At 59.4% G+C, this 20,645-nt stretch carries 23 protein-coding genes; 13 read left to right on the top strand and 10 right to left on the bottom strand.

What is annotated here, in order from left to right; translation table 11 throughout:
• Positions 1-88: 88 nt before the first annotated feature.
• From BLR20_RS10410 to BLR20_RS10435, 6 genes are all read left to right on the top strand, one after another.
• Complete coding sequence (locus BLR20_RS10410; RefSeq protein ID WP_010437622.1) at positions 89-655, top strand: putative antibiotic biosynthesis monooxygenase; 567 nt, start codon at positions 89-91, stop codon at positions 653-655.
• A gap of 234 nt (positions 656-889) precedes the next feature.
• Entirely contained in the window at positions 890-1,600 is a 711-nt protein-coding gene (folM, locus tag BLR20_RS10415) for a dihydromonapterin reductase (RefSeq protein WP_010437623.1), read from the top strand.
• Between the two features lie 21 nt (positions 1,601-1,621).
• A complete protein-coding gene (gene folE / locus BLR20_RS10420; RefSeq protein ID WP_010437624.1) occupies positions 1,622-2,185 on the top strand; it encodes a GTP cyclohydrolase I FolE in 564 nt (187 codons plus the stop codon).
• Entirely contained in the window at positions 2,185-2,556 is a 372-nt protein-coding gene (gene folX, locus BLR20_RS10425) for a dihydroneopterin triphosphate 2'-epimerase (protein WP_003316983.1), read from the top strand. Before folE ends, folX begins: the two co-directional genes overlap by 1 nt.
• A gap of 42 nt (positions 2,557-2,598) precedes the next feature.
• Positions 2,599-2,898 (top strand): DUF1244 domain-containing protein, encoded by a 300-nt coding sequence (locus tag BLR20_RS10430; protein WP_010437625.1) that lies wholly within the window; start codon positions 2,599-2,601, stop codon positions 2,896-2,898.
• The gene (locus tag BLR20_RS10435; RefSeq protein WP_054993156.1) at positions 2,891-3,232 is read left to right on the top strand and encodes a HopJ type III effector protein; all 342 of its coding nucleotides are present in this window, start codon (positions 2,891-2,893) and stop codon (positions 3,230-3,232) included. The genes BLR20_RS10430 and BLR20_RS10435 overlap by 8 nt, the downstream gene beginning before the upstream one ends.
• 271 nt (positions 3,233-3,503) lie before the next feature.
• Here the strand turns inward: BLR20_RS10435 and trxB are convergent, their stop codons facing one another.
• Positions 3,504-4,466, bottom strand: a complete 963-nt coding sequence (gene trxB, locus BLR20_RS10440) for a thioredoxin-disulfide reductase (RefSeq protein ID WP_003316986.1) — start codon at positions 4,464-4,466, stop codon at positions 3,504-3,506.
• A gap of 376 nt (positions 4,467-4,842) precedes the next feature.
• Between trxB and cysZ the strand changes: the two genes are divergently transcribed.
• From cysZ to BLR20_RS10460, 3 genes are all read left to right on the top strand, one after another.
• On the top strand, positions 4,843-5,604 hold the full coding sequence (gene cysZ, locus BLR20_RS10445) for a sulfate transporter CysZ (protein ID WP_010437628.1): 762 nt from the start codon (positions 4,843-4,845) through the stop codon (positions 5,602-5,604).
• Positions 5,605-5,788: 184 nt separating this feature from the next.
• Positions 5,789-6,133, top strand: a complete 345-nt coding sequence (locus BLR20_RS10450; protein WP_010437630.1) for a hypothetical protein — start codon at positions 5,789-5,791, stop codon at positions 6,131-6,133.
• 621 nt (positions 6,134-6,754) lie between these two features.
• Complete coding sequence (locus tag BLR20_RS10460; protein ID WP_054993155.1) at positions 6,755-7,255, top strand: hypothetical protein; 501 nt, start codon at positions 6,755-6,757, stop codon at positions 7,253-7,255.
• Between the two features lie 41 nt (positions 7,256-7,296).
• Here the strand turns inward: BLR20_RS10460 and BLR20_RS10465 are convergent, their stop codons facing one another.
• Positions 7,297-7,725 carry a flagellar protein FlhE gene (locus BLR20_RS10465; protein ID WP_235809997.1) on the bottom strand — a complete coding sequence of 143 codons (429 nt, stop codon included), beginning with the start codon at positions 7,723-7,725 and terminating at the stop codon, positions 7,297-7,299.
• A gap of 342 nt (positions 7,726-8,067) precedes the next feature.
• On the opposite strand from BLR20_RS10465, the gene BLR20_RS10470 reads away from it, so the two are divergent.
• On the top strand, positions 8,068-9,288 hold the full coding sequence (locus BLR20_RS10470; RefSeq protein ID WP_054993154.1) for a glycosyltransferase family 4 protein: 1,221 nt from the start codon (positions 8,068-8,070) through the stop codon (positions 9,286-9,288).
• Here the strand turns inward: BLR20_RS10470 and BLR20_RS10475 are convergent.
• The 3 genes from BLR20_RS10475 to BLR20_RS10485 all read right to left on the bottom strand — a co-directional run bounded on the left by BLR20_RS10475 (position 9,257) and on the right by BLR20_RS10485 (position 11,623).
• On the bottom strand, positions 9,257-10,360 hold the full coding sequence (locus tag BLR20_RS10475) for an NADH:flavin oxidoreductase (RefSeq protein WP_054993153.1): 1,104 nt from the start codon (positions 10,358-10,360) through the stop codon (positions 9,257-9,259). The genes BLR20_RS10470 and BLR20_RS10475 overlap by 32 nt on opposite strands.
• Positions 10,361-10,517: 157 nt before the next feature.
• Positions 10,518-11,006, bottom strand: a complete 489-nt coding sequence (locus tag BLR20_RS10480) for a glutathione peroxidase (protein WP_010437644.1) — start codon at positions 11,004-11,006, stop codon at positions 10,518-10,520.
• A 131-nt stretch (positions 11,007-11,137) separates the two neighbouring features.
• Positions 11,138-11,623: an FKBP-type peptidyl-prolyl cis-trans isomerase gene (locus tag BLR20_RS10485; protein ID WP_003365497.1), complete on the bottom strand. Its 486-nt coding sequence runs from the start codon at positions 11,621-11,623 to the stop codon at positions 11,138-11,140.
• A 14-nt stretch (positions 11,624-11,637) separates the two neighbouring features.
• Here BLR20_RS10485 and BLR20_RS10490 point away from each other — a divergent pair, with 14 nt between their 5' ends.
• The 3 genes from BLR20_RS10490 (at position 11,638) to BLR20_RS10500 (ending at position 15,099) form a co-directional block, all read left to right on the top strand.
• A complete protein-coding gene (locus BLR20_RS10490; RefSeq protein WP_162235655.1) occupies positions 11,638-11,943 on the top strand; it encodes a DUF3565 domain-containing protein in 306 nt (101 codons plus the stop codon).
• Between the two features lie 78 nt (positions 11,944-12,021).
• Positions 12,022-14,112 carry a phosphate acetyltransferase gene (pta, locus tag BLR20_RS10495; protein WP_003408730.1) on the top strand — a complete coding sequence of 697 codons (2,091 nt, stop codon included), beginning with the start codon at positions 12,022-12,024 and terminating at the stop codon, positions 14,110-14,112.
• 63 nt (positions 14,113-14,175) lie between these two features.
• Positions 14,176-15,099, top strand: coding sequence for an acyltransferase (locus BLR20_RS10500; protein WP_054993152.1), 924 nt, complete (start codon positions 14,176-14,178; stop codon positions 15,097-15,099).
• Between the two features lie 59 nt (positions 15,100-15,158).
• Here BLR20_RS10500 and BLR20_RS10505 read toward each other — a convergent pair whose 3' ends face one another.
• The 5 genes from BLR20_RS10505 to BLR20_RS10525 form a co-directional block, all read right to left on the bottom strand.
• On the bottom strand, positions 15,159-15,848 hold the full coding sequence (locus BLR20_RS10505; RefSeq protein WP_003433676.1) for a YiaD family glycine zipper/OmpA-like lipoprotein: 690 nt from the start codon (positions 15,846-15,848) through the stop codon (positions 15,159-15,161).
• A gap of 113 nt (positions 15,849-15,961) precedes the next feature.
• Complete coding sequence (locus BLR20_RS10510) at positions 15,962-16,888, bottom strand: ABC transporter permease (protein ID WP_032615876.1); 927 nt, start codon at positions 16,886-16,888, stop codon at positions 15,962-15,964.
• Positions 16,888-17,997: an ABC transporter permease gene (locus BLR20_RS10515; RefSeq protein ID WP_032615877.1), complete on the bottom strand. Its 1,110-nt coding sequence runs from the start codon at positions 17,995-17,997 to the stop codon at positions 16,888-16,890. Before BLR20_RS10515 ends, BLR20_RS10510 begins: the two co-directional genes overlap by 1 nt.
• The gene (locus BLR20_RS10520; RefSeq protein WP_010437651.1) at positions 17,990-19,501 is read right to left on the bottom strand and encodes an ABC transporter ATP-binding protein; all 1,512 of its coding nucleotides are present in this window, start codon (positions 19,499-19,501) and stop codon (positions 17,990-17,992) included. Before BLR20_RS10520 ends, BLR20_RS10515 begins: the two co-directional genes overlap by 8 nt.
• The gene (locus BLR20_RS10525) at positions 19,498-20,589 is read right to left on the bottom strand and encodes a BMP family ABC transporter substrate-binding protein (RefSeq protein ID WP_054993151.1); all 1,092 of its coding nucleotides are present in this window, start codon (positions 20,587-20,589) and stop codon (positions 19,498-19,500) included. The genes BLR20_RS10520 and BLR20_RS10525 overlap by 4 nt, the downstream gene beginning before the upstream one ends.
• Between the last annotated feature and the right edge of the window lie 56 nt (positions 20,590-20,645).

Raw genomic sequence — 20,645 nt, forward strand, 5'->3', positions numbered from 1 at the left:
TCACGTGAAGCTGGCGCGATCCACCACCCCGGATCGCGGCATGTGACCTCCCTACCCGGGAATTTCACGCCTCTACCGGAGATATACAATGTCTACCTCACCCGTCACCTTGATGGTTGCCCGCCGCGTGGCGCCGGGTCGCTACCATGAAATGATGGCCTGGCTGCACGAAGGCGAACAGTTGGCCACGGACTTTCCGGGGTATCTGGGTTCCGGCGTACTGGCTCCTCCGCCCGGCGATGACGAATTTCAGATCATTTTCCGCTTTACCGATGAGCACACCATGCACGCCTGGGAGCATTCCGCCTCTCGACGCTCCTGGCTGGTGCGTGGCAGCGGTCTTTTCGCACAACCCTCGGAGCATCGGGTCAGCGGCATTGACGGCTGGTTCGGCGCAATCGATCAGCGCCCGCCGCGCTGGAAACAGGCCGTCGCGATCTGGCTGGCGTTTTTCCCCGTGTCGCTGATCTTCAACTTTCTGTTGGGCCCGCTGCTCAATCATCTGGACCTGTTGCCGCGCATCATGGTCAGCACAGCGGTGCTCACCCCGCTGATGGTCTATCTGTTCATCCCGCTGTCCACGCGCCTGCTGGCGCCCTGGCTACAGAGCACGCCTGCACCGGCACGCCCGACGCAATCACCGTCCCCTCGCTAAGCTCATAAAGACCTGTACACCCCCTGCCCTTCGGTACAGGTCTTGGTCGCTGCCCGGCCCCGTTCATTTCCTCAGTATCCCCGTGCTCGGCGCATGCGAGCACTGCCTCGGCGAGTTTCATGATGCCCATGGTTGTACAAAAAAATTCTCTGGTATAACTTTGCCTGTAAACCGGAAGAAACAATCGACCGTACAATCCCCGTCCAATACGGATAACCGATACGTGAGCTGTCGATGGCAATCTCTTCTGCACCGATTCTGATCACCGGCGCCAGCCAGCGCGTGGGCCTGCACTGCGCCTTGCGTCTGCTGGAACACGGTCAACGGGTGATCATCAGTTACCGCACCGAGCACGAAAGTGTGACGGAACTGCGCCAGGCTGGAGCAGTAGCCATCCACGGGGATTTTTCCTGTGAGGCCGGGATCATGGCCTTTGTCGAGCTATTGAAAGCCCAGACCTCGAGTCTGCGGGCCATTGTCCACAACGCTTCCGAGTGGCTGGCAGAAACACCGGGCGATGAAGCCGTGAACTTCAGCAGCATGTTCAATGTGCACATGCTGGCGCCGTACCTGATCAATCTGCATTGCGAGTCGTTGCTGACCGCCAGCGAGGTCGCTGACATTGTGCATATCAGCGATGACGTGACCCGCAAGGGCAGCAGCAAGCACATCGCCTATTGCGCAACCAAGGCCGGCCTGGAAAGCCTGACGCTGTCCTTCGCCGCCAGGTTCGCCCCGTTTGTCAAAGTCAACGGCATAGCACCGGCGCTGTTGATGTTTCAACCCAAGGATGATGCGGCTTACCGCGCCAACGCCCTGGCCAAGTCGGCCCTGGGCATAGAGCCTGGTGCAGAGGTGATTTACCAGAGCCTGCGTTATCTTCTGGACAGCACCTATGTCACCGGCACAACACTGACCGTAAACGGCGGACGGCACGTCAAGTAAGCCGCCCCGAGGATCATTCTGATGAGTTCGTCCCTGCCCCAGAACTATCGAGACATTCTGCTTGGCCTTGGTGAAGATCCAGACCGCGAAGGTCTGCTGGACACCCCGAAACGCGCTTCCAAAGCCATGCAGTATCTGTGTCACGGCTACACCCAGAGCGTCGAAGAGATCGTCAATGGCGCCCTGTTCGCCTCAGACAACGATGAAATGGTCATCGTCCAGAACATCGAGTTGTACTCGCTCTGCGAGCACCACCTGCTGCCGTTCATAGGCAAGGCGCATGTGGCCTACATTCCGACCGGCAAGGTGTTGGGCCTGTCGAAGATCGCACGCATCGTCGACATGTTTGCCCGGCGTCTGCAGATTCAGGAAAATCTGACCAAGCAGATCGCCGATGCGATTCAGAAAGTCACCGGAGCCGCCGGTGTCGCCGTGGTCATCGAGGCCCAGCACATGTGCATGATGATGCGCGGCGTCGAAAAGCAGAACTCGACCATGAACACGTCAGTGATGCTGGGCGCCTTCCGTGACTCGAGCACCACACGCATGGAGTTTCTGCAATTGATCGGACGGAGCAGACAATAATGGCAAGACTCGAACCTGGCACCGCACGCATCCGGGTCAAGGACCTGCGTTTGCGCACGTTCATCGGCATCAACGAGGACGAAATCCTCAATAAACAGGACGTGCTGATCAACCTGACGATTCTCTACGCCGCCCAGGAAGCCGTTAGGGATAACGACATCGAGCATGCACTCAACTATCGCACCATCACCAAGGCCATCATCCAGCATGTCGAGGGCAATCGCTTTGCCCTGCTGGAAAGACTGACCCAGGAAGTGCTGGATCTGGTGATGAGCCACGAGGCGGTGACCTACGCTGAAGTGGAAGTCGACAAGCCGCATGCCCTGCGCTTTGCCGAATCGGTGTCGATCACGCTCGCCGGTCAACGCTGAAACTCTTATCATGACGTCAACCGTCTACTGAAAGAGCCCGTCATGACCGAGCAAGAACGCCTCGAACTCGAAGCTGCATCCTTCCGCCGACTGGTCGCACATCTGGACAGCCGCAAGGATGTCCAGAACATCGACCTGATGAACCTGTCCGGTTTCTGCCGTAACTGCCTGTCCAAGTGGTACAAGGCCGCCGCTGACGAAAAGCACATCGACCTCAGCCTCGATGATGCACGTGAAGTGGTTTATGGCATGCCGTACAGCGAGTGGAAAGCCCGCTATCAGAAAGAAGCGAACGCCGAACAACAGGCGGCGTTCGTCAAGGAAACCAAACAACATGACTGATCTGACTTCCCTGCGCGCCAGCCTGCGCAGCGGCGAGCACACGTTTGCCGACACCCTGGCGTTCATCGCCGAAGGCTACGACTACCAGCCTCAGCCTTTCAGAAACGGCGACGTCGACAATGCTGCCGGGCAAAACGAAGGGTCGTGCAAGACCCTGGGCCTGGCATTACTGGAAGGCTTGACTGACGAAGAGGCACTGCTGGCGTTCGGAGAGCATTACCGCTCGGTGCAAGCCACGCCTGAAGGCAGCGACCACGGCAATATCCGTGCGCTGATGACGAATGGTCTGGCGGGTGTGAAGTTTGCAGCCGAACCGCTCAAGCGCAAGGCTTGATCGGCTGGATTGAAATCACATCGTTCTAGTGCCCATACCTGGGCACTAGTTTTAATACGCAGCTCTGCTTTTGATTCTGGCCGAAGGCCGTGGGAGCGAGCTTGCTCGCGAAAGGGTCGGTATATTCTCCGAAACAGCATCATCCGTATGACCGTCTTCGCGAACATGAAGAGCGTCGCCCTGTCCGTGGCCACGCTCTGTGGGCAGAAACCTGAACACCCTGTGTCCGAACTCTTCAGAACCTATGCATAACGATGGGTGTTCACACAAATCAGAACGATACGTCAGCCAGCCCGTCCAGATAGCGCTCGACGTCCAGTGCCGCCATGCAGCCTGCACCGGCCGAAGTAATGGCCTGGCGATATACGTGGTCGGCGACGTCGCCGGCTGCAAACACGCCTTCGACGCTGGTCGCCGTGGCGTTGCCTTCGCGACCACCCTGCACAACCATGTAACCGTCCTTCAAGGCCAGCTGACCATCGAACAAGGAAGTATTCGGCGTGTGGCCGATCGCGATGAACACACCGTCGACTTTCAGCTCGCTGCTGCTGCCGTCGTTGTTCTTCAGACGCGCACCGGTCACGCCCATGTTGTCACCCAGGACTTCGTCCAGCGTGGCATTGAGCTTGAGTTCGATCTTGCCTTCGGCGACGCGCGCGTGCAGCTTGTCGATCAGAATCTTCTCGGCACGGAAGGTTTCGCGACGGTGAACCAGGGTCACTTTGCTGGCGATGTTGGCCAAATACAGCGCTTCTTCCACCGCCGTGTTACCACCACCGACCACCGCGACTTCACGGTTGCGATAGAAGAAACCGTCGCAGGTGGCGCAGGCAGAGACACCCTTGCCCATGAACGCTTCTTCCGAAGGCAGACCCAGGTAGCGGGCGCTTGCGCCGGTGGCAATGATCAGGGCGTCGCAGGTGTAGGTTGCGCTATCGCCCTGCAGACTGAAAGGCTTGCCGGCCAGATCAACGGAATTAATGTGGTCGAAGACGATTTCAGTCTCGAACCGCTCGGCATGCTCACGCATGCGCTCCATCAGTGCGGGGCCGGTCAGACCGTGCGGGTCGCCTGGCCAGTTATCAACTTCTGTAGTCGTGGTCAATTGGCCGCCAGCCTGCATGCCGGTGATCAGCAGGGGCTTGAGGTTGGCGCGAGCGGCGTAGACCGCAGCGCTGTAACCGGCAGGGCCGGAACCGAGAATGATCACTCGGGAATGACGTACGTCTGACATGACACACTCCTATCGACCGACCGTTTACGCCGCGGTCGGGACGGCTGGATAAAAAGGACCACCGAAACGCTTGGGGAAGCGTCGTTTGGTTCGGCAGGTCCTGAAAATTCTGACCTGAAAGACAGGTCCTGGATTGCGGGACAGCCTATCGGGGCCGCAGAGGTTAAGGAAATATCGTTTCACAATCCACCCTATAGGTCACTTCTATAGCGCGGGCGCTTGAAAGCGGCGCCATGGGTGGCGAGCCATTCGGATAGTCTTCCTTCGCCAAGGATACGCCACAAGTCTGGCGTGCTCAAAAGCCGTCGTCGCTCTGCTCTTTCACGGGCATCACAAAGCCGGTAAGGTCACGCCTTTCAAGCACTCGGAGACTCCCATGCCCGCTCCCGCCCTTACCGGCCCGCAATACCTGAGAGAGGGCCTGAAACTGGTCCTCAGCCCTGGCTTGCGCTTGTTCGTTCTACTGCCATTGAGCATCAATCTGGTGTTGTTCTGCGGCCTGATCTATCTGGCGGTGCATCAGTTCGAGTTGTGGGTCGATACGTTCATGCCGACCCTGCCTCACTGGCTGAGCTTTCTCAGTTACATCCTGTGGCCACTGTTCGTGGCGCTGGTGCTGCTGATGGTGTTTTTCACCTTCACCGTGGTCGCCAACATCATCGCCGCACCGTTCAACGGGTTTCTGTCCGAAAAGGTCGAAGCCGTGGTTCGCGGCGTAGACGAATCACCCGATTTCAGCTGGGCCGAACTGATCGCCATGGTGCCCCGAACGCTGGCCCGCGAAGCGCGCAAGCTGGGTTATATGTTGCCGCGCATGCTCGGCCTGTTCATCCTGTCGTTCATCCCGGTCGCCAACATCATCGCCGCCCCGCTGTGGCTATTGTTCGGCGTATGGATGATGGCGATCCAGTACATCGACTACCCCGCCGATAACCACAAACTGGGCTGGAACGAAATGCTCGGCTGGCTGAAGAGCAAGCGCTGGCAGAGCCTGAGCTTCGGCGGCATTGTCTATGTGGCCTTGCTGATCCCGGTGGTCAACCTGCTGATGATGCCTGCGGCAGTAGCCGGTGCAACGCTGTTCTGGGTGCGCGAGCGTGGCGCGGATGCGTTGCCGGTGACCCACGCACGCGGCTGAATGTCGACATGCCGGACCGCGCAATGCGGTTCGGCATAACCGAAGAAAAAAATCTCACGTCTATAAATATGCACCGCAACTCACTCTGCCACCTGAGGCTGAATGGGGTCTCAATCAATCCGTTCATGTGAAGCCAGCTTCCATGAAATCCGGCGACACATGAACTTAACAAGGAAGTTAAATCATGAATACCCCAGTAAACCCTGCTGCACTGGCCGCTGACAACGCGACCGTTCAGGAAAAGATCCGCGCCTTTCTGGTCAGTGAACTGGCCGAATGGTCGATCAACCCGGACGAAGTTTATATCAACGGTGTGAACGACCCCGAAGAGCGCTTAGTCATCAGCTCCACTTCGCTGACTGCCGAAGCAGCAAACCGTGTTTTCGAGAAAGACGCCCCTGCCTATTCCACCCGCGCCGCCGGCCTGTTCACCGTGGCGTATTCGTATGCCGATGAACATCGCCTGGCGGCACCGGATCTGGCCAAAGTGGGCGAAGTGATCGGCCAGCTGGTTCGTGATCTGGGCTGATTGCCCTGCTTGACTGGCCGAGTGACGACTACGCCTGAGAGCGTGCCGAACAGATAATGAATTATCTGTTCGGCATTTCAGTGTCAAAAGAGAAAATTCTTACAGCTGTATATCGGCGCTCCTACAAACAGCTCATATAACTTCATTCCGCGTGACGGCAGCGACTTGCCGCAACCAGACACCACTTGCCGACATATGAAAAAACATTACAGGTAAGAATACGGTGTAGGACATATCTATCCAGCCTCTAACCAAAGGTCGTAACAGCGTAGGAACAACTTCTCCATTCAATATGGCATCTTCCTTGCTCTCCTGATTAAAAACAGGAGTAACCGCTATGGAAATAAAAACAAAATCTGCCACAGAACAACCGTCCACCTACCGACCGGCATTCCTCGAAAGACTAACCGAACCCCGTTCAGGTCGGTTTGCCAGCCTGTTGAACGATGCCATCACACAGACACCTCCAGTCGCAGCACCCGCAACACTCGACAGCTCCACAATGCTCCGCTCGCCTCGATTCATGGATAGCATGAGTATCGAACAACGCAGAGCCATCGTTGAGGAGAAGGACTTCGTTCCTATGCCTACGGCAATGAAACGTGCGCGAAGGACTTTCAAATGACACGCACCGACAATGCTACGCCATTCCCTAACGTTACCCCGTTGGGTGTACGGCAAAAAACAACACGTCCCCCTGCGGCAACAGCTGAAATCTTCGCTGACGTGCTTCAAAAAGCCGTCCACGAAAAAGAAACACCTCATTGCGCAAGGACAATCCTGCGAGGAGGAGGAGAGCTCAGGCACAAGCTAATGGCACAGGCTCAAAGCAGCCCGTTGGAAGCAAGCTTCCTGGCCAGACACTATGCGTACAATTCATTGACTGGCGAAGGTGTGGATCTATCTGATTACCCCGTGATTCGTTACTGCGCCACGGGCAAGATAGTCACACCCGAGTCTAGCGCTTACTTTCAGAAAATAGGGGGGTGCATGCAAAAAGAGCGAACAGCCCTTTATGAAGAGGAATATTTGAAAGGTACGCCTGCGGCAAGGATTCTTGAAAAGATACTAACCTTTAACGACTCTCTTCCTCACGATTTTCGTGATATGGCAAATTGGTAGCCTGAACGCCCTCCCCGTCTGCGGGGAGGGCGCTTGTAAGATTACCAATCGACAGTGATTCGCCCTTGCTGTCCAGCGACCGGCACCCTTCCCGTATCTCCAACCTTCATCGTGTAATAAAACTTACGACTTGCCAACTGATTACCGAAAAACGTTGTTGAACCCGTTCGCTGACGTGATACGTTCAGGCATACGCTGGGGCCTTGGCACAAATAGACCTCAAGCCCCTGAGGCCAGCCCACCACGTTCCAGTTCCAACTGACACTTTTGATCGTCGCTGCCGCAGGCGCATGCCTGCTTACTGGCAGCTCAGCAGTGTGAACATAGCCTTTTGAATGAACAACCGGCAGAGCGACTGACGATTGATAGTTCCCAGCCAGTGCAAGATTGGAACAGGCTAAAAGTGCAAAAGCGATTCCTGAGGCCGCACGAGACCGCTTCAACTTGTTATTGTTGTTGTTAAATTTCATTTCACTTCCCTAGTATATTGATAAGCAGGAACAACTAAAATCCAGCCATTCCAAGCCAACGTTAACGAACTACCACGTTCGACAACCAGACATTACTAGGCAAGCAGAGAATATCAATACGCATTAGAGCGGACTACAGTCCTTTAGGAAACAATGTAGACATCTGTAGGAAGCCAATAAATTTTATCGTGAACTTTATTAAATTCATTGTACAGACCCTGCGTTTGCCTATTAGCTACTCCACGCCCCCTCAAACCAACTTGCTCACTTTCCTGATGCCCTATCACCAATCCATCACATAACCGCCACATAACCGAAATGTAATCGGTCGACACTGCTCTCATGAGCCAAATTCTTAATGTCACCCTGATCACTGAAACCTTTACTCCCGAGATCAACGGCGTCGCCAATACCCTGGGGCGGCTGTGCGAAGGGTTGCGGTTACGCGGGCATCGGGTCGAGTTGGTCCGGCCACGTCAGAACGACGAGATCGGCGCGGGTGCTGCAGAGGACCTGCTGCTCTGCCGGGGCTGGCCGATACCGGGTTACCCGGGCTTGCAGTGGGGTCAGTCGTCGATGCACAAGCTGCTACGGCGCTGGCAACGGCGTCGGCCGGATGTGCTGTACATCGCCACGGAAGGTCCGTTGGGGCTCTCGGCACTGCGCGCAGCGCGGCGTCTGGGGATTGCGGTGATCAGTGGCTTTCACACCAACTTCCCGCAGTACACGCAGCAGTACGGCATGGGTTTCATCACCCGCTTGCTGACGCACTACCTGCGCTGGTTCCACAATCGGTCGCGCATGACGCTGGTGCCGAGTATCAGTCAGAAGGTCGAGCTGGAGCGGCGTGGCTTTGAGAGGATAGAGCTGCTGTCGCGCGGCGTCGACAGTCAATTGTTCAGCCCGTCCAGACGCTCGCAGCCTCTGCGCGAAAGCTGGGGTCTGCAAGCCAATGATGTAGCGGTCCTGCATGTTGGCCGCCTTGCCCCCGAAAAAAACCTGAGCCTGCTCAAAGCCTGCTTCGAGGCGCTCAAGGACAGTTACCCCCAGCGTAATCTGAAACTGGTCGTGGTTGGTGACGGGCCTCAACGCCCGCAGCTGGAGCAGCAAATCCCGGATGCGATTTTCTGCGGGACCCAGCGCGGCGAGGTGCTGGCGACGCACTATGCCTCGGCCGATATGTTTCTGTTCCCCAGCCTCACTGAAACCTTCGGCAACGTGGTTCTCGAAGCACTCGCCTCAGGCCTGGGCGTGGTCGCCTACGATGAAGCCGCAGCCGGACAGCACATCCGTCACGGCCACAACGGTGCGTTGGCCATGCCGGGTGATGAGGCGGCGTTCATCGACGCGGCGCGCTGGTTGCTGGAGGACAGCGAGACCCTGCGCCGCGTGCGCCTCAATGCCCGGCAACATGCCAGTCGCCAGGGCTGGACGGCGGTCATCGATCAGTTCGAGCGTCAATTGCGCGAGGCCTGCCCGAGCCAGAACACTGCAACCGTCAAAGGGATCAGACCGGCAGCCAGCAAGAAGATCAGGCCAGTGTCGTCAGTGCGTCTCGACTGAAGGGCAGGATGTCCTGCTCGCGTCCCTCGCGCACTTTCAGTGCCCAATCCGGATCGACCAGCAGCGCACGCCCCACCGCCACCAGATCGAACTCATCGTTGCCGAGCCGCTTCAGCAGATTCTCCAGGCTGGCCGGTTGAGCGACCTTGTCGGTGTTGACCATGAATTGCAGGAACTCGCCGTCCAGTCCGACGCTGCCGACAGTAATGGTCGGTTTGCCGGTCAGCTTGCGCGCCCAGCCCGCCAGGTTCAGGTCAGAGCCTTCAAACTCGGGCTCCCAGAAACGTCGGGTAGAACAATGAAAGATGTCCACGCCAGCGTCGGCCAGAGGCTGCAGGAATTCGCCCAGCGCCTCGGGCGTTTGCACCAGGCGCGCGGTGTAATCCTGCTGTTTCCATTGTGAGAAACGGAAAATGATCGGGTAGTCCGGCCCCACTGCGACGCGCACGGCCTTGATCAGTTCGAGGGCAAAACGTGAACGGTTGGCGGGGCTGCCGCCGTACTCGTCATTGCGCTGATTGCTGCCCTCCCAGAAGAACTGGTCGATCAGGTAACCGTGAGCGCCATGAATTTCGACACCGTCCATGCCAATCGCCTTGGCATCGGCGGCAGCCTGGGCAAAGGCCGCCACGACCTCGTCGATGTCCTGCCTGCTCATGCCATGCACCAGCACCTGACCGTCCTTGACCTTGTCCATCGGACCGTAGGCAGGCACGCTGCCGTCCGGCTCGGTGCCAGGACGGCGAACTGCACCGACGTGCCAGAGTTGCGGGACGATGCTGCCGCCCTCCGCATGCACCGCCTCGACCACTTTGCGCCAGCCCGCCAGTGGCGCGTCACCGAAAAACTGCGGGACGTTCGGATAACCGTTGGACGCCTTGTGATTGACCGTCGTCCCTTCGGTGATAATCAGCCCGACACCTGCCGCCGCGCGCCGCCGGTAGTACTCGACAACCTTCGAGTTGGGCACATGCCCCGGCGAGAACGAGCGGGTCATGGGAGCCATGACCACACGCGAGGACAGCTCCAGACTGCCCAGACGGAAAGGCGTGAACAAGGCTTCTGCCGACATGCGCAACTCCTGTGAAATGGTCGATTGCCATCAGGCGCGCAGAATATCGCCGGGCGTCAGCAGTGGCCCAGTACTATTGATCTGGCTGATTTGAGTTCAGAAGCGACGAGCGCGAAAGAAAGCCGGGCGAGCGCGAAATGCTACCCCGGCCATGTGATCAGCTCTGCGCCAGGGCCTTTTCAATGGCCTGGATCACTGCAGGATCATCCGGCGTGGTACGCGGAGAAAAACGTGCGCTTACACCACCGTTCTTGCCGACCAGAAACTTTTCGAAATTCCAGGTGATATCCCCAGGAAACTCGGCACCCTCGCCCGCCAGCAGACGGTAAAGCGAGTGACGATTGGGGCCGTTGACGTCGAGTTTTTCACCCAGCGTGAACGTCACGCCATAGTTGAGCTCGCAAAACTCGGCAATCTCTTTCTCGGTACCCGGTTCCTGCCCGGCAAACTGGTTGCACGGCAGCCCCAGTATCTCCAGGCCCTTGTCCTTATACTGCTGATAGAGGTTTTCAAGTGCTGCGTACTGCGGTGTCAGCCCGCATTTGGACGCGACGTTGACCACCAGAACCACTTTGTTCCTGAAATTCGCCAGCGGCAGTTCCTGGCCACCCAGCGCTTTCAATTTGATGTCGTGAAAAGCACTCATGAGAACCCCTTTTGAAACAAGTCGCCCCAGGCTACAACCCGAAAAAAGGCACCGTGACCGCACGCGTAACGAAAGTCGTCATCGCAGAACAGCCAGGGCGCCTTTTCAGTACCTGAGCTTAGCAGCGCAAATCAGTGTTGATGACCGCCTTCACCGTGAACATGACCGTGAGCCATTTCTTCTTCACTGGCATCACGGATGGCAACAACCTTCACGTCGAAATTCAGGCGCTGACCCGCGAGCGGATGGTTACCGTCAACGGTGACATCGTCGCCTTCCAGATCACGGATGGTCACGATCTGCATGCCGCCATCCGGGCCGGAAGCGTGAAACTGCATGCCGACTTCGAGCTTGTCGACGCCTTCGAACATGCTGCTGCTCAGGGTGCTGACCAGCTCGGCCGAGTACTCGCCGTAGGCGTCTTCGGGCTCGACGGCAACGTTCAGCTGGTCGCCTACTTCCTTGCCTTCCAGTGCCTTTTCCAGGCCCGGGATGATGTTTCCTGCACCGTGCAGGTAAACCAGCGGCGCACCACCGGTAGAACTGTCGATGACCTCACCAGCGTCGTTGGTCAGGGTATAGTCAATGGAGACAGCCTTATTGGCGGCGATCGGCATGGGGACAAGACCTTTTGCTTAAGATTGAAGAACGGGCAAGTTTAACCAAGCAATCGCCCGAAAGCGAACGCAACTCTGACGGACGGCCCGCTTTGAAAGGTTCAATCGTTATCGATTTGAGACAGGACGAGCACGGGCACTGGTTCGCGCTCCTGTCGTGCGGTCACACCCAGCACCTGCGTCATGATCCTCCGTGGCAGTCACGCCCCTGGGTGCTGGACCCGCGGCAACGCAGTCAGATGGGAGGTCAGGCGTTTTGTTGCGGCTGGTGTGCGAACGCCGCAGATAACGATAGTCTTGCGGCAGAGAAATCGCGTTAGACGGTTTCCGGACTTTTTCGGTCGGCAGCGGTTCCCTATGTGCTGCGACCCCTTGCACTGCTCAATCGAGAAGCCAGTATGCAGACTTTTTTTATCGCCCCCACTGACTTTGGCGTGGGGTTGACCTCCATCAGCCTGGGACTGGTGCGCACGCTGGAGCGCGCCGGCTTGAAAGTAGGCTTTTTCAAACCGATCGCCCAGCCCCACCCAGGCGATCTGGGCCCCGAGCGCTCGACCGAACTGATGGCTCGCACCCACGGCCTCAAGCCGCCCAAGCCTCTGGGGCTCGCGCATGTCGAGCGCATGCTCGGTGATGGGCAACTGGATGAACTGCTCGAAGAAATCATCAATCTTTATCAGCAGGCAGCTGTCGGCAAGGACGTGCTGGTAGTCGAAGGTATGGTCCCGACCCGCAGCGCGAGCTATGCCGCGCGGGTCAATCTGCATTTGGCCAAGAGCCTGGATGCCGAAGTCATTCTGGTCTCTGCCCCGGAAAACGAAGTGCTCGCCGATCTGTCGGGCAGGGTCGAATTGCAGGCCCAGCTGTTTGGCGGCCCCAAGGACCCCAAGGTGCTGGGCGTGATACTCAACAAGGTGCGCACCGAAGAGAGCATGGAAGTCTTTGCCTCGCGCCTGAAAGAGCACTCGCCGTTGCTGCGCAGTGGCGACTTTCGCCTGCTGGGCTGTATTCCGTATCGCGCCGAACTCAACGCGCCGCGTACCCGCGATGTAGCCGAGCTGCTCGGCGCGCAGGTGCTGAACGCAGGCGACTACGATCAGCGCCGCATGACCAGAATCATCATTTGTGCGCGGACGGTGCTCAACACGGTTCCACTGCTCAAGCCTGGGGTGCTGGTGGTGACGCCGGGCGACCGCGACGACATCATCCTGGCGGTGAGCCTTGCGGCCATAAATGGCGTACCGCTGGCGGGCCTGCTGCTGACCAGCGATACCGTGCCCGACCCACGCATCATGGAGCTCTGCCGCGGCGCGTTGCAGGCAGGGCTGCCGGTGCTGTCGGTCAGCAGCGGCTCGTATGACACGGCAAATCGCCTGAATCAGTTGAACAAGGAAATCCCTATCGATGACCGCGAGCGCGCGGAAAACATCACTGATTTCGTTGCCAGTCATCTGGATGCCAACTGGCTGCACCAGCGCTGCGGCACACCTCGCGAGCTGCGCCTGTCGCCTGCCGTATTTCGCTATCAGTTGATCCAGCGCGCGCAAGCGGCCAACAAACGCATTGTGCTGCCTGAAGGCAACGAGCCGCTGACCATTCAGGCTGCCGCCATCTGCCAGGCGCGTGGTATCGCGCGCTGCGTGTTGCTGGCCAGGCCCGAGGAAGTGCACGCCGTTGCGCAGGCGCACGGTATCGAGCTGCCGCAAGGGCTGGAAATTCTTGACCCGGACCTGATTCGCGAACGCTACGTTGCGCCGATGGTGGAGCTGCGCAAAAGCAAAAGCCTGAACGCCCCCATGGCCGAGCAACAGCTTGAAGATCCGGTGGTGATCGGTACGGTGATGCTCGCGCTGGACGAGGTCGACGGGCTGGTGTCCGGCGTCATTCACTCCACCGCCAACACCATCCGGCCGGCCCTGCAACTGATCAAGACCGCGCCAGGCTGCACGCTGGTGTCTTCAGTATTCTTCATGCTCTTTCCAGAGCAGGTACTGATGTACGGCGACTGCATCATGAATCCGCATCCGAGCGCCAGCGAACTGTCCGAGATTGCCTTGCAGAGCGCCGACTCGGCCACTGCGTTCGGCATCTCGCCGCGCGTGGCGATGATCAGCTATTCCAGCGGCAACTCGGCCAGTGGTGAAGAAGTCGAGAAGGTCCGCGAAGCGACGCAACTGGCACGCGAAACCCGCCGCGATCTATTGATCGACGGGCCGCTGCAGTATGATGCGGCCGCCAACGAACAGGTCGCCCGGCAGCTGGCTCCGGACAGCGCGGTCGCAGGGCGCGCCAATGTGTTCGTGTTCCCGGACCTGAACACCGGCAATACCACGTACAAGGCGGTGCAGCGCAGTGCCGACTGTGTGAGCCTCGGCCCGATGCTGCAAGGTCTGCGCAAACCGGTCAACGATCTGCCGCGCGGTGCGCAGGTCGACGACATTGTCTACACCATCGCGCTGACAGCCATACAGGCCGACACGCTGTCCTGATACCTGACCCGAATGCCGCAGAGCAGTCTGCGGCTTCCGATAACTTGCGGAGCCATCGCCTTCATGGATTTCCTGCCTGCCCCGTTACGCGGCGTCATTGCCTCGCTGTTGCTGGCGCTGAACACCATCGTCTGCTGCACGGTGCTGTTCGCGGTCACGATCCTCAAGATCTGCCTGCCCTTCTCTGCGGCACAGCGCTTCACCGACTGGCTGATGAGCCACATCCATGAAACCTGGATCGGCAACAACAATGCCTGGATCAAACTGCTGTGCCATACGCGCTGGCACCTGAGCGGTCTGGAAGGACTGGATTACAAGCACTCGTATCTGGTCACCAGCAATCACCAGAGCTGGGTCGACATCATGGTCTTGCAGTACGTGCTCAACCGACGTATTCGCCCATTGAAGTTTTTCCTCAAGCAGGAGTTGATCTGGGTTCCGGTGATCGGTCTGGCGTGGTGGGCGCTGGGCTTTCCGTTCATGAAGCGCTACTCCAAGGCGTACCTTGCCAAACACCCGGAAAAGAAAGGCAAGGACCTGGAAACCACCCGCCGCACCTGCGCGAAGTTTCGCCATAACCCGGTGGGAATTTTCAACTTTGCAGAAGGCACGCGCTTCACGGCCGGCAAACACGCACAACAGAACTCGCCATTTCGCCACCTGCTCAAACCCAAGGCCGGCGGCATTGCCTTCGTGCTCGATGCGATGGGCGAACAACTGGAATCGATCGTCAATGTGACCATCCACTACCCTGGCGGACAACCCGGCTACTGGGACCTGCTGTGCGGCAACGTGAAGGAAGTGGTTGCCCACTTCCAAGAGATCAAAATCCCGCAGCAGTTTCTCGGCAAAAACTACGACCAGGACGGCGAATACCGTCTGGAATTCCAGCAGTGGATCAATGCGCTATGGGAAGAGAAAGACCGGCTGCTGGACAGCCTGTATGAGCAGTATCCGGGACGGCGAGACGAGCGTGAGGCACGGTAAAATCTCAACTATCGTGCCGTCACTCTGCGTCCGCTGTCAGGCGGACGCAGCGGTGTCGATCAGTACTGCTGACCTGGGATAGGCTTGAGGTTGACCTCTACGCGACGGTTCTGGGCGCGGCCGTTGACATCGGCGTTGCTGGCAATCGGTTGATCAGGGCCTGCACCGCGCACTGACAGGTGCGATTGATCGACGCCTTGCGAGGTCAGGTAAGTCGCGACGCTCTGGGCGCGCTGTTGCGACAGGTCCATGTTGTGCTGGCGGCTGCCAGTGCTGTCTGTGTAACCGACGATTTCAATGTTGTTCTGGTTGAACTGCTTGAGCGAGCTGGCCAGGTTGTTGAGCGGCGAATAGAAGCTGCTGGCAATCGCCGAAGAGTCCGTCGCGAACGTGATGTTACCCGGCATGATCAGTTTGATCTGGTCGCCCTGACGCTGCACCTCGACACCGGTGTTGGCCATGCTCTCGCGCAACGCAGCTTCCTGCTTGTCTGCGTAGTAGCCATAACCCGCCGATGCAGCACCCGCCACTGCAGCGCCGATCAGGGCACCCTTGCCGCGATGGTTGTGATCGATGGCCGCGCCGGCGACCGCACCGGCCAATGCGCCGAGTCCGCCGTACTTGGCCGTTTTGCTCATACCACCGGAGCTTTGTGCCTGGCCCTGATTGTCATAGGGATTGGATGTCGCACAGCCGGACAGCATGGCTACGGCGGTGGCAACAATGATCAAACGACGCGAGGTAAACATTCAGGAGCTCCTGGTTTTGACGAACGCTAGTAACCGGATTAGAGCATACCCGTTATCAAAAATTCCTTAACCCGTGCTGAACCGCCCGTCTTGCGGGCTTCTGCGTGCATCGCTCAGCGGCGTTCCTCGCGAATGTAAGGTTCGCCCAGTGCACCGGGCTGGCTGCTCGATTGACGCTTGCCGCTCGCCACCCAGACCATGACCAGCAGGGTGACCGCGTAGGGCGTCATCAAGACGAAATACTGAGGCAGGCGTACGCCGGTTGCCGCCAACTGCGGAATCAGCGCCTCGATACCGCCGAACAGCAAGGCACCGGCCAGCGCACGCCAGGGCGACCAGCGTGCAAAGATCACCAGCGAGACCGCGATCCAGCCGCGCCCGCCAGTCATGTCGGCGATCCACATCTTGGTGCTGAGCACGGCAATGAAACCGCCGGCCAGCCCCATCAACGCAGAACCGGCGACAATCGCCGCCAGGCGATAACCGAGCACGGAAATGCCTGCGGCATCGGCGGCCTGCGGGTTCTCGCCCACCGCGCGCAGACGCAGCCCGGTACGCGTGCGATCAAGCAGCCAGACCACCGCGATGAAAATCACTACGGTCAGGTACACCACCGGGTTCTGCACAAATACTCGGCCCACCACAGGCAGCTCGGACAACGGCCACAACTCGACCGCCTGCAGGCCGCTGACCGGCCGGTTGGTCCAGCCCAGCAGAGTGCCCAGCAGCCCGGTCAAGCCCTGACAAAAGAACACCAGCGCCAGCCCGGCGATCACCTGGTTGATCCGTAATACCAGCACCATCAGCGCAAACAGCAACGACACCAGACCCGCGGCCGCCATCGACGCCAGCAGCGAAAGGCCAGGCGAGCCGAGGCTCAACTGCATGCCGATGCCCGCCAGTGCGCCGACCAGCATCAGTCCTTCGACGCCCAGCGCCAGCACACCGCTGCGCTCGATGAGAATCAGGCCCAGCGCTGCCAGGGCGAACGGCACGGCAAAGTCCGGTGCGCTGCCCAGCCAGTGCGAAATAAGCTCCATCAACGTTCTCCTGCCTGAATGCGTCGCAGGCGATGGCGGATGAAAAAGTCCGACGACGCGACGCAGATCACCAGGATCGCCTGGATCAGTTGCACCATCGAAAACGGAATCTGATAGAACACCTGCAGGTTGCGCCCGGCCACGAACAGCATGGCGATCAGCAGCGCGACCACGGTTGCGGCCACTGGATTGTTGCGGGCCAGAAAGGCGATGAGAATCCCGGAAAAACCGTAGCCCTGATAGAACGACTGAGTAAGGCGCCCTTCCTGCCCCGACGTCACGACAAAACCTGCGAGCCCCGCCAGCGCACCCGAAAGCAGAACGGTGCCGATGATCATCTTGCGCACCGGTACGCCCACCGCCCCGGCGACCTTCGGGTTGGCATCGACGAAGCGCAGGTACAGCCCGGCCCGCGAAACACCGACGAACCACAGGGTCAGACCGGTGACCAGCAGCGCCAGAGGGATCGCCGCGTTATAACCGGCAAACAGGTCGGGCAACCGCTCGAAGCTCTGGAACGCGGGGGAATAGGGAAAGTTGTCGCGCGGGTCTTTCCAACTGCCGTACACCAGATGCAGGAGGAAATTGGCGGCAATGTAATTGAGCATCAGGGTCGAGATGATCTCGTTGACCTGCCACTTGAGCTTCAACAGCACCGGCCCCAGGCTCCACAACAACCCGCACACCACCGCGGCCGCCATCATCAGCGGCAGACGCAAAGCCTCCGGGCCCACCTGAAACAGCGAAATCGCCGTAGCGCCAATCGCGCCCCAGATCATCTGGCCTTCCAGACCCAGGTTCCAGAAACGCGCCCGAAACGCCATGCACCCGGCGAGCCCGACCATGATCATCGGCGATGCCTGAAACAGCACTGCCTTGAAGTTTTGCGCATCGAACACCGTCTGCACGACGAACTCGTTGAGCAGCTCGTCGGCAGGCACGCCTGCAAGAATCAGAATCACGGTGCAGATCGCCAGTCCGATCAGCAACGCCAGGGCAATGATCAGCGCTTGCAACAGCCAGCCGGTCTGCTGACGAAGCTCCAGGGTGTAGCGCCGCGCCAGCAAAGGTTGCCGTGCGGATTTCATCGGCTGCACTGATTCAGTCATGGCTCACCATTGCTTTGCCTATGGCTTGCCGGTCGGCAGGGTGCGCGAACTCGGCGACAATGCGCCCGCCGTTCATCACGCCGACACGGTCAGCCAGGGCCAATACTTCGTCCAGATCCTCGCTGATCACCAGCACCGCAGCGCCCGCATCTCGTGCCGCTCGCAAACGGGCATGCACTGCCTGGGTGGCACGCACATCCAGGCCCCGGCTCGGGCTGTGCACCAGCACCAATTGCGGATCGCGGCTGAACTCGCGGGCGATCACCAGTTTCTGTGCGTTGCCTCCCGACAGCAGCGCAGCTTTCTGATCGAGAGAGCGCACGCCCTGTACGTCGAAATCCGCGACGGCGCGCTGCGCATCCTGTTTCAGACGCTTGTAGCCCAGACGCCAGAAAGAGCCGTACTGCCCGCTGTGGATGTTGCCGATGGCAAAGTTCTCGGCCACCGACAGCGACCCGGCCAGCGCCGCGCCGTAGCGGTCGGCCGGGATCGAGGCGATGCGCAACTGCCGGCGCTGATCGGCCGACGCACCGCGCAAATCGCCAAACCCGGTCATATGGATTTCGCCCTCGGTGGCTTGCGGCAGCCCCATCAGTGCATTGGCCAGTTCAGCCTGACCATTGCCGCCCACGCCTGCGATACCGTAAATCTGCCCGGCGTGCAGGGTCAGGTTGACGCCGTTGAGCGCGCCGCTGCCAACACTGCGCAAGTCCTTGACCTGCAAACGCACCTCACCTGGTGTCGCCGGTTGATGCTCGGCAACCGGCACCGATTCGCCTACCGTGAGCTGCACCAGTTGCTCGACACTCACCTTCTGCGGGTCCAGGGTCTGCACGGTGCGCCCGCCACGCATCACGGTTACCCGGTCGGCATAGCGTTTGACGTCAGCCATCTTGTGCGTGACCAGAACCACCGCCGCGCCCTGCCGGGCGAATGCCTGGACGGTCAGCAGCAGACGCTCGGCTTCCTGATCGGTCAGCACTGCCGTGGGCTCGTCGAGGATCAGAATCCGCGCACCGGCCAACAACACCTTGAGGATCTCGACGCGTTGCTGCTCGGCGACTGAAAGACTGTCGACGGTACGCGCCGGGTCAATCGCAAACCCCAGCGCCTCGGCCTTGCCGACAATTTCCTGCTCCAGCGCACGCAGACGCTTGCGATAGCTGCCTTCGCCAGGTTGTTCGGGCAGCGCCAGGAGAATGTTCTGCGCCACTGTGAACGGCTTCACCAGCTTGAAGTGCTGGTGAACCATGCCGATCCGGTAGCGGCTGGCGTCCCTGGGCCCCTGAAGCTGGACCGGGTTGTCGTCCAGCAGCAGGGTGCCGGTTTCCGGTGCGTAAAGCCCGGCGGCGATGTTCATCAGCGAGGACTTGCCTGCACCGTTCTCGCCCAGCAGGGCATGCACTTCCCCCCAACAGGCGGTGAAGTCGGCATCGATCAGCGCCTTGAAGCCATCGAACGATTTGCTGATACCTGTGAGTTGCAGCGCATTGACCTGACTCATTGCTGAGTCTTCACGCCTTCGACGAACCAGTCCATTTTCCACAGGTCCGGGTCAGACAACTGCTGACCGGCCGCCACCCGCTCCTTGCCGTCACGATCGGCCAGCGGGCCGCTGTAGATGATTTTCCTGCCGGCCAGCAGCTCGGCGCGCTCGGCCTCGATCTTCTTGCGGTCTTCATCGGAAATGATCGCGTCCGCAGCCAGCTTGATATCGGTGCCGCCCTGCTGCATCGACAGCAGCGCGCCGTTGGCCGGCGGCGTCCAGTTGCCGGCAATGATTTTCTTCAGCTCAGGCCCGAGGAAGCGATCCCAGACCCACAGCGACGAGCAGACCGTCGCCTTGGGGGCGAACTCGCTCAGGTCGCGATGATGCCCGGTGCCGTGAATGCCCCGCTCCTGAGCGACGATTTGCGGTGTCGGGCTGTCGACGTGCTGACCGACCACGTCGGCCCCGTTGTCGATCAGCGCCATGGTTGCTGCGCGTTCCTTGACCGGGTCGTTCCAGGCACCGGTATAGACCACCGTGACGGTGGCCTTCGGATTGATTTGCCGGGCGCCCAGTTCATAGGCGTTAATGGTCCAGTTGACCTGGCCGAACGGGTTGGCGGCGACGAAGCCCAGCTTGCCGGTCTTCGAGGCCGCACCTGCGGCCATGCCGCACAGGTACTGGCTTTCGTAGGTACGCCCGTAAAACGATTCGAGGTTGGGCGCATTGGTGGTGCCCGAGCCATTGAGGAACGCGACTTTCGGGTATTTTTTGGCCAGTGCAAGAAAGGTGTCGGAATAGCCGAATGCAGTGCCGACGATGATGTTGGCACCGCGTGCGATAAGTCGGTCGACCACTGGCGTAATGGCCGCAGCGTTCTCGGGCACGCTCTCTACGTACTGGATCTTGGTGTCCAGATCCTTTTCCAGCTTCACGCGTGCTTCGTCGAATGCCTGGGTCCAGCCGCCATCATTGCGCGGGCTGATATACACCATGGCGATTTTCGGCTTCCCTTCGAGGGTCAATCCTTCAGCCTGAGCAAGGCTGACCGCTCCCAACGCTACGGCCGCACACAATGTCCCGGGCAACAGTTTCTTGTACATAGACGTTTTCCTGAGGGTAATGGCCGATGAGGACCGCACACGCAGGCTTTAGCAGC

The organism is Pseudomonas congelans, assembly GCF_900103225.1.
Classification (GTDB): domain Bacteria; phylum Pseudomonadota; class Gammaproteobacteria; order Pseudomonadales; family Pseudomonadaceae; genus Aquipseudomonas; species Aquipseudomonas congelans.

What these genes read in the sequence shown, in the direction of transcription:
- BLR20_RS10525 (WP_054993151.1), bottom strand. Translation starts at nt 20,589, where the DNA reads ATGTACAAGAAACTGTTGCCCGGGACATTGTGTGCGGCCGTAGCGTTG.
- BLR20_RS10470 (WP_054993154.1), top strand. Translation starts at nt 8,068, where the DNA reads ATGAGCCAAATTCTTAATGTCACCCTGATCACTGAAACCTTTACTCCC.
- BLR20_RS10465 (WP_235809997.1), bottom strand. Translation starts at nt 7,725, where the DNA reads ATGAAATTTAACAACAACAATAACAAGTTGAAGCGGTCTCGTGCGGCC.
- pta (WP_003408730.1), top strand. Translation starts at nt 12,022, where the DNA reads ATGCAGACTTTTTTTATCGCCCCCACTGACTTTGGCGTGGGGTTGACC.
- BLR20_RS10505 (WP_003433676.1), bottom strand. Translation starts at nt 15,848, where the DNA reads ATGTTTACCTCGCGTCGTTTGATCATTGTTGCCACCGCCGTAGCCATG.
- BLR20_RS10515 (WP_032615877.1), bottom strand. Translation starts at nt 17,997, where the DNA reads ATGACTGAATCAGTGCAGCCGATGAAATCCGCACGGCAACCTTTGCTG.
- BLR20_RS10435 (WP_054993156.1), top strand. Translation starts at nt 2,891, where the DNA reads ATGACTGATCTGACTTCCCTGCGCGCCAGCCTGCGCAGCGGCGAGCAC.
- BLR20_RS10485 (WP_003365497.1), bottom strand. Translation starts at nt 11,623, where the DNA reads ATGCCGATCGCCGCCAATAAGGCTGTCTCCATTGACTATACCCTGACC.
- trxB (WP_003316986.1), bottom strand. Translation starts at nt 4,466, where the DNA reads ATGTCAGACGTACGTCATTCCCGAGTGATCATTCTCGGTTCCGGCCCT.
- BLR20_RS10480 (WP_010437644.1), bottom strand. Translation starts at nt 11,006, where the DNA reads ATGAGTGCTTTTCACGACATCAAATTGAAAGCGCTGGGTGGCCAGGAA.
- folM (WP_010437623.1), top strand. Translation starts at nt 890, where the DNA reads ATGGCAATCTCTTCTGCACCGATTCTGATCACCGGCGCCAGCCAGCGC.
- folE (WP_010437624.1), top strand. Translation starts at nt 1,622, where the DNA reads ATGAGTTCGTCCCTGCCCCAGAACTATCGAGACATTCTGCTTGGCCTT.
- BLR20_RS10430 (WP_010437625.1), top strand. Translation starts at nt 2,599, where the DNA reads ATGACCGAGCAAGAACGCCTCGAACTCGAAGCTGCATCCTTCCGCCGA.
- cysZ (WP_010437628.1), top strand. Translation starts at nt 4,843, where the DNA reads ATGCCCGCTCCCGCCCTTACCGGCCCGCAATACCTGAGAGAGGGCCTG.
- BLR20_RS10500 (WP_054993152.1), top strand. Translation starts at nt 14,176, where the DNA reads ATGGATTTCCTGCCTGCCCCGTTACGCGGCGTCATTGCCTCGCTGTTG.
- BLR20_RS10475 (WP_054993153.1), bottom strand. Translation starts at nt 10,360, where the DNA reads ATGTCGGCAGAAGCCTTGTTCACGCCTTTCCGTCTGGGCAGTCTGGAG.
- BLR20_RS10410 (WP_010437622.1), top strand. Translation starts at nt 89, where the DNA reads ATGTCTACCTCACCCGTCACCTTGATGGTTGCCCGCCGCGTGGCGCCG.
- folX (WP_003316983.1), top strand. Translation starts at nt 2,185, where the DNA reads ATGGCAAGACTCGAACCTGGCACCGCACGCATCCGGGTCAAGGACCTG.
- BLR20_RS10520 (WP_010437651.1), bottom strand. Translation starts at nt 19,501, where the DNA reads ATGAGTCAGGTCAATGCGCTGCAACTCACAGGTATCAGCAAATCGTTC.
- BLR20_RS10510 (WP_032615876.1), bottom strand. Translation starts at nt 16,888, where the DNA reads ATGGAGCTTATTTCGCACTGGCTGGGCAGCGCACCGGACTTTGCCGTG.
- BLR20_RS10460 (WP_054993155.1), top strand. Translation starts at nt 6,755, where the DNA reads ATGACACGCACCGACAATGCTACGCCATTCCCTAACGTTACCCCGTTG.
- BLR20_RS10450 (WP_010437630.1), top strand. Translation starts at nt 5,789, where the DNA reads ATGAATACCCCAGTAAACCCTGCTGCACTGGCCGCTGACAACGCGACC.